Annotated in this window: 12 protein-coding genes and 1 tRNA gene; 4 read left to right on the top strand and 9 right to left on the bottom strand. The window is 47.2% G+C overall.

Annotation, left to right across the window (positions count from 1 at the left end):
* Window positions 1-717: 717 nt before the first annotated feature.
* Entirely contained in the window at window positions 718-2,442 is a 1,725-nt protein-coding gene (locus J3491_RS04440) for a proline--tRNA ligase (RefSeq protein WP_207969330.1), read from the top strand.
* A gap of 94 nt (window positions 2,443-2,536) precedes the next feature.
* Here J3491_RS04440 and queF read toward each other — a convergent pair whose 3' ends face one another.
* From queF to J3491_RS04460, 4 genes are all read right to left on the bottom strand, one after another.
* Window positions 2,537-3,406: an NADPH-dependent 7-cyano-7-deazaguanine reductase QueF gene (gene queF, locus J3491_RS04445; RefSeq protein ID WP_100749069.1), complete on the bottom strand. Its 870-nt coding sequence runs from the start codon at window positions 3,404-3,406 to the stop codon at window positions 2,537-2,539.
* A gap of 84 nt (window positions 3,407-3,490) precedes the next feature.
* Window positions 3,491-4,264 (bottom strand): ABC transporter permease, encoded by a 774-nt coding sequence (locus J3491_RS04450; protein ID WP_075102327.1) that lies wholly within the window; start codon window positions 4,262-4,264, stop codon window positions 3,491-3,493.
* Window positions 4,265-4,311: 47 nt separating this feature from the next.
* A complete protein-coding gene (locus tag J3491_RS04455; protein WP_075102251.1) occupies window positions 4,312-5,274 on the bottom strand; it encodes an ABC transporter ATP-binding protein in 963 nt (320 codons plus the stop codon).
* A gap of 319 nt (window positions 5,275-5,593) precedes the next feature.
* The gene (locus J3491_RS04460) at window positions 5,594-6,262 is read right to left on the bottom strand and encodes a c-type cytochrome (protein ID WP_100749068.1); all 669 of its coding nucleotides are present in this window, start codon (window positions 6,260-6,262) and stop codon (window positions 5,594-5,596) included.
* A gap of 301 nt (window positions 6,263-6,563) precedes the next feature.
* Between J3491_RS04460 and J3491_RS04465 the strand changes: the two genes are divergently transcribed.
* Window positions 6,564-6,640: transfer RNA gene (locus J3491_RS04465), tRNA-Arg, on the top strand.
* 264 nt (window positions 6,641-6,904) lie between these two features.
* Here the strand turns inward: J3491_RS04465 and J3491_RS04470 are convergent.
* Window positions 6,905-7,267, bottom strand: coding sequence for a hypothetical protein (locus tag J3491_RS04470; protein ID WP_100749067.1), 363 nt, complete (start codon window positions 7,265-7,267; stop codon window positions 6,905-6,907).
* 35 nt (window positions 7,268-7,302) lie between these two features.
* On the opposite strand from J3491_RS04470, the gene J3491_RS04475 reads away from it, so the two are divergent.
* The gene (locus J3491_RS04475) at window positions 7,303-8,139 is read left to right on the top strand and encodes an SIR2 family NAD-dependent protein deacylase (RefSeq protein ID WP_100749066.1); all 837 of its coding nucleotides are present in this window, start codon (window positions 7,303-7,305) and stop codon (window positions 8,137-8,139) included.
* A gap of 120 nt (window positions 8,140-8,259) precedes the next feature.
* Here J3491_RS04475 and J3491_RS04480 read toward each other — a convergent pair whose 3' ends face one another.
* From J3491_RS04480 to J3491_RS04495, 4 genes are all read right to left on the bottom strand, one after another.
* Window positions 8,260-9,258 carry an adenosine deaminase gene (locus J3491_RS04480; protein ID WP_100749065.1) on the bottom strand — a complete coding sequence of 333 codons (999 nt, stop codon included), beginning with the start codon at window positions 9,256-9,258 and terminating at the stop codon, window positions 8,260-8,262.
* A 230-nt stretch (window positions 9,259-9,488) separates the two neighbouring features.
* Window positions 9,489-10,013: a TPM domain-containing protein gene (locus tag J3491_RS04485; RefSeq protein WP_100749064.1), complete on the bottom strand. Its 525-nt coding sequence runs from the start codon at window positions 10,011-10,013 to the stop codon at window positions 9,489-9,491.
* A gap of 55 nt (window positions 10,014-10,068) precedes the next feature.
* Entirely contained in the window at window positions 10,069-11,232 is a 1,164-nt protein-coding gene (locus J3491_RS04490; protein ID WP_100749063.1) for a TPM domain-containing protein, read from the bottom strand.
* A 156-nt stretch (window positions 11,233-11,388) separates the two neighbouring features.
* Window positions 11,389-12,021 (bottom strand): LemA family protein, encoded by a 633-nt coding sequence (locus tag J3491_RS04495; RefSeq protein WP_075102559.1) that lies wholly within the window; start codon window positions 12,019-12,021, stop codon window positions 11,389-11,391.
* An 858-nt stretch (window positions 12,022-12,879) separates the two neighbouring features.
* On the opposite strand from J3491_RS04495, the gene J3491_RS04500 reads away from it, so the two are divergent.
* Window positions 12,880-14,439, top strand: a complete 1,560-nt coding sequence (locus J3491_RS04500) for an alanine/glycine:cation symporter family protein (RefSeq protein WP_075102560.1) — start codon at window positions 12,880-12,882, stop codon at window positions 14,437-14,439.
* The last annotated feature ends 105 nt before the right edge of the window (window positions 14,440-14,544 follow it).

Below are 14,544 nucleotides of genomic sequence, written 5' to 3' on the forward strand. Positions count from 1 at the left end.
TTATTGCCTCGCTATTATCAAATCGTACTTTTATCTCGCTGCGTGCTACCACCTGCCTATCTCATCCGCCTGTCTGTCTATAAATGCTACTAACTATATATAAATGCTATTAACTATAAATCTGTAAATGCTACTAATCACCTATTACTTCAAGTAATAGCTACCAAGACGCAACATAACCTGCGACTAGATTATGAGTAAAAATACGCACGCCATTTGCCATAAATCAGCTTAACACTGGTAAATAATCGAGTCTCAATAATCATCTGCCATTCTTTGACCAAAGTTGCGGCTGAAAACACAAAAAGTCATTGCGTCTTAGGCGAACTTTACCTAACATAGACAGATTGTATTGATAAAATGTCGGCACAGATTTATTGGTCAGGTTTTTTGCAAGATAGGTTTTCATCACACGCTTGATGACTTTTTCAATTCCGATATGTCGCCGCCTACTCTATCGATACGTCAATCAAAATCTGCCCTTTTATTGTGAGAGCAGTTTTGAGACGATACTGCTTTACCAGTGTCTTGGCCGCAAAAGCGTAGTTGCCCGCGATTAGTGGTTGGAGACCAGTTGCGACACATTATCTACTAGGAAGCCCCTAGTTCATTGCTAAGTGATAAAGGTAAGCTTACGGCGTCCATGAAACGATAGCCCTATGCTCAACACCCCACTATTTCTTATTTTTTTATCGTTGATAAGGTTACGCTTTATTTATGAAAGCCAGTCAATTTTTATTTGCCACTCTAAAAGAAACCCCAAGCGACGCCGACATCGTCTCAAGCCAGTTGATGGTGCGCGCCGGTCTTATTCGCAAAATCGCCTCGGGGCTTTATATCTGGTTGCCCATGGGGCTACGCGTCTTGCAAAAGGTCGAACGTATTGTTCGTGAAGAGATGCAAAACGTAGGCGCTCAAGAGGTCCTGATGCCGATGACGCAGCCCGCTGAGCTGTGGCAGACCACCGGACGTTTTGATGACTATGGTCCTGAGCTATTGCGCTTTAAAGACCGTCACGATCGGGATTTTGTGCTAGGCCCAACGCACGAAGAGGTCATCACCAATCTGGCCCAAGGCGAGCTACGCAGCTATAAGCAGCTACCGATTACCTTCTTTCAAATCCAAGGTAAATTCCGCGACGAGATTCGTCCCCGCTTCGGCGTGATGCGCGCGCGTGAGTTCACCATGAAAGACGCCTACTCGTTCCATGTCGATCAAGTTTCGCTCGCAAAGACTTATCATGATATGTATGAGGCTTATACGCGTATCTTCACCCGTTTAGGCTTAGATTTCCGTGCAGTACAAGCGGATACCGGCTCTATCGGCGGCTTTGCCTCGCATGAGTTTCATGTGTTGGCTGACAGCGGTGAAGATGATATCGCTTTTTCTGACTCCTCAGACTATGCGGCCAACGTCGAGCTTGCCGAATCTATCTCATTTAATATGGCTGAACGCCAACCGCCAAAGCAAGAGCGCGAAGACGTGCTTACCGAAGGCATGACCACTTGTAAGATGGTGGCGGAACACTTAGATATCCCGCTTGCCAATACCGTCAAAACCTTGATCGTCCATGGTCATAAAGAAGATGGCACGCCGCAGCTGATTGCGGTGGTACTACGCGGTGACCATCAGCTTAATACCATCAAAGCTGAGAAAATCGAAGAAGCCAACGTGCCATTGACCTTGGCCTCTGATGAAGAGCTAAAAGCCGCTGGCCTGCATAAAGGCTATATCGGTGTGGATTTGGATATGCCGGTATTTGTCGATCGCTCAGCGGCGACCTTGTCAGACTTTGTGACAGGCGCGAATAAAGTGAATAAACATACCATCGGCATGAACTGGGCACGTGACGCCAGCATTACGCGTATCGTTGATGTGCGTAATGTGCAAGAAGGCGACCCTTCTCCTGATGGTAAAGGTACGCTCAAAATCAAACGCGGCATCGAAGTCGGTCATATCTTCCAGTTGGGCGATAAATACTCGCAAGCGATGAACGCAACCGTCTCTGGTGAGGATGGCAAGCCTGTGACTATGATGATGGGCTGTTATGGTATCGGCGTCAGCCGTATCATCGCAGCAGCCATCGAGCAAAATAACGACGAAAACGGCATCATGTGGCCACAAACGCCGACCGTTGAGGACTCGATTGCGCCTTTTGAAGTCGCTATCATTCCGATGAAATCTAAAGAAGAAACCGTCATGCAAACGGCCACCGCGTTATACGAAGAGCTAAAAGCGCAGGGCGTCAACGTATTGCTAGACGACCGTAACGAGCGACCAGGGGTCAAGTTTGCCGATCTTGAGCTGATTGGTATCCCGCATCGCATCGTGGTCTCTGACCGCAACTTGGCCGAAGGCAAGTTTGAGTACGTCAATCGCCGTGAATCAGAAAAACAAATGCTCAGCCGCGAAGAAGTCATAGCAAAAGTATGCCGTAAATAGTTTTATGAGTAAAACCTATGCGATAAAAAGCGCCTATCTTATTCAATAAGACAGGCGCTTTTTTGTATCAGCCAAGTTATTTTAAACGATGGCTCTACTGGCGCAGCAAACGACTCGGCGTCGGCAACAAACTCATATCACTGACGCGGCAAGGATTGATATCGATACCGCCGCGGCGGGTGTACCACGCACGAACCATCAGTTCACTTGGCTGATAGTGTTGGCTCAAGTCAGCAAATATCTGCTCGACGCACTGCTCATGAAAACCATTGTGCTGACGAAAGCTTAATATGTAGCGCAGCATATTGGCCGTATGAATGGGCTGCTCCGTTGTGATTGACACAGCTAATGTACCCCAATCCGGCTGATTGGTCACCGGACAGTTACTACGTAGCAAATTAGAATAAAAACGATAAGGCTGAGTGCCATCACTTATCACACTCTCACCACGCGCCTCTGCTTCATCACGCAGCAATGACGCATCGGGATGCGCACACAGTGTTACCTTTTCGCTACTATTTGCCAAGGCATCATCAATACAGACGCCATCAGGCTGAGCAATGTGCAGCCCTGATGTCGCGCCGTCTAAGCGAAACAACTCAACGGTTACCTGAGCTTGCACGCAGGCTGATAAGTCTTTGGCTATCAGCGCTTGCACGTCGTCCCAGCTGGCAAACTCGGTAAAATTTAGGCTGTTTAAGTAAAGCTTCAACGATTTTGACTCGACAATAAATGGCGAGCTGGCAGGAATAGCAAAGCGCGCAATGGCAACTTGCGAGACGCCTTGCTTATTTAACCAAGACATCTCAAAGGCTTGCCACCAGTCCACCCCCACCGCTAATTTATCGTCTTGCCAATCAATCGCGTCACGACCCAGACTGCGCGCAATCGGATATAGCGTCTCTGGACTATACTGCGTCGGATAATCGGTGGTTTGCTCACCTAAAATGCCGTGTATGCTCATTTACTTTCCTACTATTTAGTCGTTAAACCCTAGCTGCTCAACCGACAGCGCTTTGGGCATCGCTATCGCTTCACACGCTGACCACTACAAGCGCACGCGTGAGCCATTACTCAACAAACGATAAGCGATTGTATAAAATATCGCACAGAATACAAAAATCGCCGCCATCGAGTACCAAACGTTGACGTCAGAATACCCCAAAATACCGTAGCGGAAGGAGTTGACCATATAGACAATCGGGTTCAATAACGAGACGTTTTGCCAAAACGGTGAGAGGTTTTCCATCGAATAAAACACCCCGCCAAGATAAGTAAGCGGCGTCAATACAAAGCTTGGAATGATAGAGATGTCATCGAACGAGCGAGCGAATACCGCGTTGATAAAGCCGCCCAATGAAAACAAAATCGAGGTGCCAAGGACGGTAAACACCGTAACAAACAAGTGCTCGATACCCAAATCGGTAAAAAACAACGCCACAATCGAGACAATCAAACCGATCGCCAGCCCGCGGAAAATACCACCGCTGATATACCCCATCAAAATCGCATGCTTGGAGACCGGTGAAACCAAAAGCTCCTCAATACTGGCGGTAAACTTGGCGCTAAAAAAGCTTGAGACAACGTTGGAGTAACTGTTGGTGATAATCGCCATCATGATTAGACCAGGCACGATAAATTGCATATACGGCACCCCGCCCATCTCACCGACACGTGAGCCGATCATCTTACCAAAGATGACAAAATACAGGCTCATGGTAATGACAGGTGGCAGTAGGGTCTGCGGCCAGATACGCAGGATTCGGCGCACCTCTTTTAGCCAGATGGTACGAAAAGAGATCCATCTTTTATTCCACGACATGGTTTTGTGATAGTCGATGGTCTGATCTTGATCCACGGCCTTTTGACTCATAATCCCGCCTCCTTCATACTGTCTGCACTTTGAATGTTTTTTTCTACCAAGCGCATAAATAGCTCTTCTAAGCGGTTGGCTTTGTTGCGCATACTGGCCACCGTAATGCCCTGAGCAGATAATTGGTTAAACACACCGTTTAGCGACTCGCCTTCTGTCAAGGTTACCTCTAGGGTCTGCTCATCAGGCTGCGACAACCCTGTCACCCCATCCAGCTCTAGCGGCTGGGTCAACGGGGCTTCAAGATCAAACACAAATGTCTCCACCGACAATTGAGCGAGCAAATCTTTCATTTCGGTATTGATGCGTATCTCACCATGGTCCAAAATCGCAATGCGTTTACACAGCTGCTCTGCTTCTTCAAGATAGTGAGTGGTCAAGATAATGGTGGTTTTTTCTTCGATATTGATCTGCTGCATAAACTCCCACATAGAGCGGCGCAGCTCGATATCGACCCCAGCCGTCGGCTCATCCAAAATCAATAATTTTGGTTTGTGAATCAAAGCACGAGCAATCATCAGACGACGTTTCATCCCGCCAGATAGCTCGCGTGATTTACTGTTGCGCTTATCCCACAGCCCAAGCGCGGTCAACAAGCGCTTGGCTCTTGGACGGGCTTCTTTGGCCGGGATACCAAAATACCCTGCTTGGGTAATCAAGATGTCTTGGACTTTTTCAAATTGATTAAAGTTAAACTCTTGCGGCACCACGCCAAGATACTGCTTGGCCAACGCTGGGTTTTCGAGCAAATCGGTGCCAAAGATTTTGACACTACCAGTGGTGGGTTTAAAAAGTGAGCTAATAATGCCAATCATCGTTGACTTACCAGCACCGTTTGGCCCCAGCAGCGCAAAAAAACCACCCTGCGGGACGGTTAAACTGACATCTTTGAGTGCCGAAAACCCATTACCATAGGTTTTGGATAAATTCTGGATAGCAAGTGCTGGTACCTCAGACATGAATACCTCTTTATTGATTATCGATGTAAAAGCGTTTGAGAAGAGAAAAACAGCTAAATGAGACGATGTAATCTCATAAAATGAGGCTACTAAGGTCGGATTTCAACGGTGCTATACCAGAACCATCCGTTTGATAATACTCATCATAAAAAAACGCCTACCTCATAAAATGAAATAGGCGAGTTATAGGCTTTATACATATAGCTTACAGATACATATAATTTGCGGCAAGTCGCTCACGACAAGTCAATAGACCGTGACAGGTTACGGATGCCTATTTAATCTACATCAGGCACCCCAAGCCGATAAAAGCAACTGTTTAGCTTGCTTGCTCAACCATATAATCGACAGCGTTTTGGACTTCTTCATCAGGGATATCCGCACCGCCTTTGGCAGGCATAGCGTTAAAGCCATTGATGGCATGGGTATATAGGGTGTCTTTACCTTTTGAGATACGTGGACCCCATGCGCCAGCATCGCCTAACACAGGTGAGCCAAGTAGGCCTGCACCGTGACATGTCTGACATACCGCATTATACACAGCTTTGCCGTCGCGAGGGCCATCGCCAGCGGCTGGGCCAGCAGCGCGCGCGGTCACGTCACACACTTCGTCGTCTTCGAAGCAGACTTTGGCAACTGGCTGAATACGAGCAATCAAGTTTGGATATAGCGCGATCAGCTTTTGCACTTGCGGCGTATCTTGTGGAATCTCTTCTTCGGCGGCAGGTGCGGCAGCGGCAGTTTCTACTGCGTCATCTGCTTGACCATCTTCTGAGGCCGCAGCGTCAGTCGCAGCGTCGCCATCAGTGGTATCTGCAGCAGCTTGTGGGTCATCGCCCAACTGCTCAGGTGCGTTTTCCACCACTTCCTGCGCTTCTGCTACATCAGAGACAGTCACAGGCGTGTCTACAACACTTTCAGCTTGGCTCACCGCGATACTAGCGATTCCTAGAATGGCAGCTGCCGATAACATAACTACTTTTCTCATTCGTCACGTTCTCTTATTACGTATACAAAGGCTGGCACGGCTCGGACATTCTGTCTGTCCTCCTTTGACGACCTCTCGTCATCAATAGCAAATAGCCATCCCGCGTGCCAGCACACTTGCAATCGGTGATTATAAATATGAATTCTCCCTGACATTATAAGGGAAAAGGCGGGTAGATTGCCATGCTTGTTTAATGACTATCCTGTTTTTTCTTAAAAAACCTCAATCTCTGCCTTCGTTTATTGGCTTTCTGACTTTTATTTGTTAGACTAAGCGGTCTTGATTTTTAAGTCTGTTTTATGCGCTCGTAGCTCAGTTGGATAGAGTATCGGTTTCCGAAGCCGAGGGTCGTGGGTTCGATTCCCGCCGAGCGCACCAATCACTATGTTTCATCCTTCCTTAGCATTACCTCATACTTCTAAAGTCCTTTAATCTCAACACTTCAAATCTTTTGATATTATTTATCATGACCTAGTAGCTTTTATCAAGTGTTGTTAAATGTACTCGCAGCTTCTGGCTTGTTATTCGTCACGTGACTATTTAAGCCGCCTCTGTTAAACGGTCAACTTGTTAAATGACCAGCTCTAAAAAACTCTCTTTTAGAATACCCACTTGCTCTTTATCCACTGATACAAGCGCCGCCTACTCTGCCTCTTGCAAATGAGTAGCGAGCTGGGCGCGGCTGGGCACGCGGTGATAATTGATCACAGAAATATCGCCCAAACGGCGCTGGCCGGCTGCCAGTGTTTTATCAATGGTAATCATTGCCACTTTTTTATTGTGTTTACGGATGAGCAAATGCTTGGCTTTACGCGTGACTTGATAATCAGGAAAAAACTGCTTAAACAGCACTGAGGTTTTTTGTAGCGCGTCATTGGAGGGCAGCTGGTTTGATTGCTTACCACTGCGCCCTGCGTCCGTCTTTGCACCACGTGATTTTGCCAATAGCCACAAGGCGGCAATCACAGTGAAGAGTATGACAAGCCACCACATTCCGTCTATCATAAGAAAACATATCCATCATTAATAAGGGTTGGCTCATGTTAGCAGAATTAACACCCGCACTCATAGCAGAAGTAGAGCGTGCAGCACAACTGTTGAAATCGAAATCACGTATTTGCATTTTGACTGGGGCTGGTATTTCTGCAGAAAGCGGCATCCCAACATTTCGAGATAAGCAAACAGGGTTATGGGAAAACTACGGCGTCGAGGATTTGGCAACCCCTGAGGCCTTTACTCGTGATCCAAAGCTTGTATGGTCGTGGTATCAGTGGCGCAGGCAGTTGGTGGCTGATAAAGCACCAAACCCAGCGCATCATGCATTGGCTCAGTGGCAGTATCATACGCAAACCTCCGATCAAACAGTGACACTCATCACCCAAAATGTCGATGACTTGCATGAACAAGCGGGTAGCTCGGTGACTCACCTACATGGACATCTGTGGCGCAACCGCTGTGGTCAGTGTAATGCGCCTTATCAGGAGCAATCAAGCGCCCCATCCGACCATCAAGACATTATGCAAAACACTATGAGCGTTAATACGCATCTCGATATGAGCTTTGACAACACCTTGCTCACCTGTTCGCATTGCGGTGGTTATATCAGACCAGATATTGTTTGGTTTGGCGAAGCGCTACCTGTGCAGGCGTGGCAGACTGCAGAGGAAGCCGCGGCTAATTGCGAGGTGTTTATCAGTATCGGTACCTCAAGCCTCGTCTATCCTGCTGCGGGATTGGCGCAGTTAGCCAAACAAAACGGCGCGCAAGTTATGGAGATAAACCCCAATCCCACGCCAAACACCATCGTCGATATCACATTTGCAGAAAAAGCAGGCGTGATACTGCCGCCGCTGATAGAAGCGATTACTGATTTATAAGTGCGGCCAATGATATGGTCGAGTCCAAATAAATCGGATACGTCGCTATCAAGTCGCGCAATAAAAAGGGGGAGCGCGTTATATAAAGCGTTCCCCCTTTTTTGACATCGTGAGCCGTGCTTATTGCAGCGCAAGATCCACTCGTGCCAAATACGCTTGTTTTAGATCATCGTCTATGAATGACGCTCTAAAAGAGTTTTTTACCAAAGTGACGATATCGTCTTCTGTCAGCGGCAAGTTTTCTACCAGATTGATAAAGTTTTGATTGATATAACCTTTAAAATACGCAGGGTCGTCAGAGTTAACGCTGACATTTAGCCCATAGTCTAATAGCGTTTTTATATTATGATTTTGATAGCTCTCAAACACCTTAAGCTCGATATTGGAATTCGGGCAAACGGTCAGCGGCATTTGCTCCTCTTTTAGGCGCTGCATCAGTGCCTCGCTATGTATCGCCTGCACGCCGTGATCGATCCTGTCACTGCGTAAAACGTCTAACGCCTCATAAATATAAGAAAAATCTGCCTCTTCGCCAGCATGGGCGACCACTTTGAAGCCAGCATCTTTGGCCTGTCTAAATACTTCTGTAAACTTAGACGGCGGGTTGCCCAGCTCGGATGAGTCAAGGCCCACTCCGACGATATCATCTTTGAATGCCATGGCAGCCTCTAAAGTTTCAAATGCTGCATCTTGCGACAAATGCCGTAAAAAACACATGATGATACAAGAGCTGATACCGTACTCAGCCTTGGCATCTGCCAGCGCTGATTTGATACCATTAATAACGGTTGCAAACTCAACACCTCTTTCGGTATGGGTCTGCGGGTCAAAAAATATCTCGGTATGAATGACGTTGTCTTCGACGCACTTTAGGATATAGGCCCACGTCAAATCATAAAAATCCTGCTGGGTGATAAGGACGTTGGCACCAGCATAATAGATATCTAAAAAGGTTTGTAGGTTGGTAAAGTTATAGGCGCGGCGGACGTCGTCTATGTCTTTATAAGGTATTTGGATGTCGTTTTTTTGCGCCAATCGAAACATCAGCTCAGGCTCGAGCGAGCCTTCGATGTGCAAATGTAGCTCAGCTTTTGGCAGTTTTTTTATTAATTCAATCATAATATCTCAGTAAGGGCGGTTTGTCTTAGGACAGACGATATTATATTTGAATTGACTCAAAAACCCTATAGACAAAACCCTACAGGTGAATAAGTGAGCAGCACAGCGCTTTAAGAATTTAACAAAAGCCTGCTAAGTGAAAGCTCCTAAGTGAAAACATTTAGTAAAAATGCTTAGTAAAAGCATTGAGCAGGCTTTCTTTAAACACCAGCAAGTAAAAACTAGCAAGCTTACTTCAAATACACCACTGTATCAGACAGCTCGTTGCCTGCAGGGTCATGCTCAAGATGATAATACTGCCGCAGCACTTGCCCCACTTCATCTAATAGCTCAAGCAAGCTTTCTTCTGTTTTTTGGTTAGCAATACCAGCGACAGCTTTGTCACACATGGCGCGCCACACTGTCGGGCTGACATGGGCGCTGATGCCGCGATCTGCCACAATCTCTAAACTGTGCTCACAGATATTGACATAGACCAGCACGCCTGTGTTTTCTTCAGTATCCCAAACACGGTACTCACTAAACAAATCAATGGCGCGCTCACGGCAGCCCATATGATAAGCCTGCTGAATAGGAAGGTGGTTTTCGATAATCAAAAACACCTCGCCGCGATGACCACGCTCCGCGCTGGTTACTTTTGCTGTCAAGCGCGCTTTGGCAGCCACTGTCAGCCATTTGCTGTGCATCAAAGGCACAAACAAGACTTGGCGCCACCAGCGGGCAAAGCTGGGATGTGCAGTATTGTTTTCTGCCATTATATTACTTCCTCAAATACGTCGTTGCTCACGATTGTTTTTTCATTGTATAAGGCTACCAAGAGCCACCGGCACCACCGCCGCCAAAGCCACCACCGCCGCCGCCGAAGCCGCCGCCACCAAAACCACCACCACCGAAGCTGCCGCCACTACCGCCGCCCATGCCCGGTAAGAAAACCATGCCACCGCCGCCGCCGCGGCCACCACCGCCGCCTGAGCCACGTGAGATAAGGAACATCCACAAAAATATCGCCATAATGACGGTCATAAAAAATCCGCCACCCAGCGCCAGTGAGCCTGCAAAAAAGCCGCCAGCTGTCAGGATAGAGCCAAACACACGGCCAAATATGTTGGTGATAAAACCACCGAAAATCATCGCCATGATAAACAAAAAGATCGGCGATGGTACCTCGTCACCTCCCTGCTGCGCACTACGCTCTGCCGCTTGGGCATCGGCACGCGCCAGCACCTCAGGATCAGCGCTCAGGCGTGTCTTTAGCGCGTCTACCCCTGCCAATATACCAGCGCCATAATTGTTTTGTTTAAACAAAGGGGTGATGTCTTCTCGAATGATGCGATTGACCGCAGCATCAGGCAACACGCCCTCAAGCCCATAACCGGTCAAAACATACATATTACGGTCATTGACCGCGACAACCATCAGCAGACCATCATCGATATCTTGGTCACCCAGCTGCCATTTTTCTGCCACTTGTAACGCATAGTCAAATATCGGCAGCCCGTTGGTCGTCGGTACAATCACAACCGCCGCCTGCGCTAGACCTTGCTGATAGATGCTCTTAAGCTGCGCCTCTAAGCGCTGTTTTTCTTGCGGATTTAAGATATTGGCTTGATCCACCACAGGCGAATTTAGGATCAGTTTGTCAGCATCGACGCTTTTGGCGCTTGATTGTATCGGCGCAGCAGTCGTTTGCGCTACATTAGAATTGATGGCGTCATTGCTATCTTGATTGTCATTGCTAAGAATGGTTTCGTTGATCGCCTCACTCCCCAATACTGCCTCATTAATGGCTTCATTGGATTCGCCTGCTTTGGCAATTGCCACCAATTCTTCGACACTGCGGCTCTGCACGTTTGAGCCATTATCTACAGCGACCGCATTATCAGCAGCGTCGTTGGGCGCGGCGTGCAGCATCGGTGCACCACCCAGACTCAGTGTAAATAGTAATACTGATAAGATTGCTTTTGAATGATTCATCTAATCTATACCACCTTAAGTGACCGCTGTACTTATTATAAAATTATAAAACACTAAAATTTAGGCTCATAAAAGCCTGGATCATAAACATCAGTGCCACAACCCCTAAAACAAATAAAGCGGCCAACACCGCTTTATTTTATGGCGACTTAGAAGCTACTCAGCGCTCGTGTTCGCCGAGTCACCAAAATCGACGCTTGGCGCAGTCGAAATTGCCTCTTCGTCGGTCACGCTAAAGTTTGGCTTAGTATCCATTCCAAATACTTTGGCAGTGATATTGGTCGGGAACTGACGCACGGTGGTGTTATAGCCCTGCACTTCTTGGATATAACGGTTGCGCGCGACGGCGATACGGTTTTCTGTGCCTTCTAGCTGCGCTTGTAAATCTTGAAACAACGCATCTGACTTGAGCTCAGGATAGCGCTCAGACACTGCCATCAAACGCGACAGCGCCCCTGTCATCTGCTCTTGAGCGGCGGCGTAACGCTCCATCGCTTCTGGGTCGTTTAGCACCTCTGGCGTGACGGTAATGCTGCCAGCACGCGCACGCGCTTCGGCCACTTGAGTAAACACCTCTTGCTCTTGCTCAGCATACTGCTGTACTACCTTGACCAAGTTTGGCACCAAATCTGCGCGGCGCTGATACTGGTTGACCACCTCTGACCACGATGCGGTCACCTGCTCATCTTGCGCTTGCAAATTATTATAGCCGCAGCCGCTGAGTCCGGCACTAGACGTCGCAAGTACCGCTGCTATCAGCATGGGTTTTACCATAGATTTACGTGTCATCATTTCTCTCCTAATTTCATTTTTTGCGCTAGCTGTTTACGTCTATTCCGCGTCGATTTTTATCATTATAGCCTATAAGATATGGTAGTAATAATGGCGCTATCGTACTGCTTTTACAATTCATCGTTACCAAAACACAACCGCGATGCCGCCGGTAAGCAGACGCCTGTATCGTTTTTTAACAAAAAGCTTCTGCTAGGATAAACACAAACATAGGTCTATTCCCTTGCCACCCTAGAAAAAGTAGCTTTCTTAAATATGAATATATACGCTTATATATAAAGAAAATTCTAGTAATTAATAGAAAAATATGGCAAATTGCAGTTACGTAGCCGTACGGTTTGAATACATTTGGTAGTGGACATATGGTTTGATTAGTATTAGCAGCCCATCGATAGCTTGATGAAAACGTTGACAAACTGCGTAATACTTACTAAACAGATTTGTTTGTTATTGATCCAATACCCTGTCATCGCACCGTGCTGCTCATAGCAAGCCCTGCTATCAGTTTGATGGCTATTTAATTATATAACCGCCTGTTTTGTTTGTGGGTCTACTTATAACGTATCTGAGCCCTTGGCCATTTATGCCGTGCCTCATGCTCAGACAGCAATAAATCGTAGCCGTGACTGATATGATACAGATAGCGGCGAGCAGTAGAATGCTTTGCTGATCAGCCCTACGGACAAATACAGACAACTACAGTCCATTCTTAGTGGTGACACAACGTATGAGACTGCGCTAGCACAGGTAAGTCGATGCTGATAATTTAACTGCTTAACTTGAATAAGTAAGTTAACCAGTTAGTTTACGCCTAGCATACAGCGCCACTTTGAGACAGTACTAGGAATACATAATATGGAAGGTTTAGTCAGTTTAGCAAATGGAATTATTTGGAGCCCAGCGCTGGTCTATTTATGCTTGGGCGCAGGTCTATTTTATTCCATTATGACGCGCTTTGTGCAAGTTCGTCTATTTGGGGAGATGCTCCGACTGTTGTTTAAAGGCAAGCCAGACAATGATGGTATCTCATCATTTCAGGCGCTTGCCGTCTCGCTCGCAGGCCGCGTCGGTATGGGTAACATCGCTGGGGTTGCAGCCGCGATCGGCTTTGGTGGCCCAGGTGCAGTATTTTGGATGTGGATCGTGGCGTTCTTGGGCGCATCTACCGCGTATGTCGAATCGACTTTGGGTCAAATCTATAAAGAGCGCGACGTCGTTACTGGCGAATATCGCGGTGGCCCTGCATATTACTTCGAGCGTGCCCTTGGCCAAAAATGGTATGGTATCTTATTCGCCATAGCCTCTATCGTCGCTTGTGGTGTGTTCTTACCTGGCGTACAGGCAAACGGCGTCATCAACGCTGTCGCGCAGGTCGCAGGTGAAGGCTCGGCGATGACCCTAGCTGGCATAGAGACGGGTACCACACGTCTGATCGCTCTTGCTATCATTTTGGTGGTTTTAGGCTTTATCATCTTTGGTGGTATCAAGCGTATCGCAACCTTTACTGAGTATGCGGTACCATTTATGGCGCTAGGCTACATTATCCTAGCTCTACTTATCATGTTTACCAATTTCAGCATGATCCCGCAAGTATTTGGCGCAATCATTGGGGATGCCTTTACTGCTCAAGCAGGCTTTGGTGCTGCCATTGGTTGGGGCGTAAAACGTGGTATTTACTCAAACGAAGCAGGTCAAGGTACAGGTCCTCACGCCGCCTCTGCCGCTGCGGTCGATCACCCAGCTCAGCAAGGTTTGGTACAAGCATTTTCAGTCTATGTAGATACCTTGCTTGTTTGTTCTGCCACTGCTTTTATGATCTTATCAACTGGCATGTACAACATCCAAGGCGAGCTGGCTGAAGGGCAGTTTATCGTCCAAAACGTCGCCGCTGATGTTGAGATCAACTCTCCATCATTCACCCAAATGGCGATGGAGTCTGTCTACGGCAACTTTGGTGACACCTTTATTGCTGTCGCGGTATTCTTTTTTGCCTTCACCACTATCTTGGCGTACTACTATATCGCGGAAGTCAATATCTCATACCTGACCCGCTCAATGGGTAAAGGCGCGAGTAAGACAGGTCAGTTTATCGTGAAGCTCGTTATCATGTTTATGGTAGCTTACGGCGCGCTCAACAGCTCAGGCTACATCTGGGGTCTCGGCGATGTTGGCGTTGGTCTTATGGCATGGCTCAACATCGTTGGTATCATCGTTATCTTCTTTGTGGCACGTCCTGCTATCGATATTTTGCGAGACTATGAAGCCCAGCTCAAAGCAGGCGGCGGTACTACTTCTAATAGGTTTACCTTTGATCCTAAGAAATTTGGTATCAAAAACGCCACCTATTGGGAGGAGCGTCATCTAAAAGAGCAACAAAGAGTTAATGCAGACCCATTACATAAAGAGCCTAAATAATCGTTCGATTGTATTGAGTCTTAACAATAAAAAAACCCGAGACCAGTGTCTCGGGTTTTTTTAGATGTTATTTGGCTGCATTATCTTTAATACTTACCCATAAAA

The organism is Psychrobacter halodurans (assembly GCF_017498075.1).
Taxonomy (GTDB): Bacteria; Pseudomonadota; Gammaproteobacteria; order Pseudomonadales; family Moraxellaceae; genus Psychrobacter; species Psychrobacter celer.

Excerpts from the sequence above, each read along its gene's own strand:
- J3491_RS04440 (WP_207969330.1), top strand. The coding sequence starts at position 718 with ATGAAAGCCAGTCAATTTTTATTTGCCACTCTAAAAGAAACCCCAAGC.
- queF (WP_100749069.1), bottom strand. The coding sequence starts at position 3,406 with ATGAGCATACACGGCATTTTAGGTGAGCAAACCACCGATTATCCGACG.
- J3491_RS04450 (WP_075102327.1), bottom strand. The coding sequence starts at position 4,264 with ATGTCGTGGAATAAAAGATGGATCTCTTTTCGTACCATCTGGCTAAAA.
- J3491_RS04455 (WP_075102251.1), bottom strand. The coding sequence starts at position 5,274 with ATGTCTGAGGTACCAGCACTTGCTATCCAGAATTTATCCAAAACCTAT.
- J3491_RS04460 (WP_100749068.1), bottom strand. The coding sequence starts at position 6,262 with ATGAGAAAAGTAGTTATGTTATCGGCAGCTGCCATTCTAGGAATCGCT.
- J3491_RS04470 (WP_100749067.1), bottom strand. The coding sequence starts at position 7,267 with ATGATAGACGGAATGTGGTGGCTTGTCATACTCTTCACTGTGATTGCC.
- J3491_RS04475 (WP_100749066.1), top strand. The coding sequence starts at position 7,303 with ATGTTAGCAGAATTAACACCCGCACTCATAGCAGAAGTAGAGCGTGCA.
- J3491_RS04480 (WP_100749065.1), bottom strand. The coding sequence starts at position 9,258 with ATGATTGAATTAATAAAAAAACTGCCAAAAGCTGAGCTACATTTGCAC.
- J3491_RS04485 (WP_100749064.1), bottom strand. The coding sequence starts at position 10,013 with ATGGCAGAAAACAATACTGCACATCCCAGCTTTGCCCGCTGGTGGCGC.
- J3491_RS04490 (WP_100749063.1), bottom strand. The coding sequence starts at position 11,232 with ATGAATCATTCAAAAGCAATCTTATCAGTATTACTATTTACACTGAGT.
- J3491_RS04495 (WP_075102559.1), bottom strand. The coding sequence starts at position 12,021 with ATGACACGTAAATCTATGGTAAAACCCATGCTGATAGCAGCGGTACTT.
- J3491_RS04500 (WP_075102560.1), top strand. The coding sequence starts at position 12,880 with ATGGAAGGTTTAGTCAGTTTAGCAAATGGAATTATTTGGAGCCCAGCG.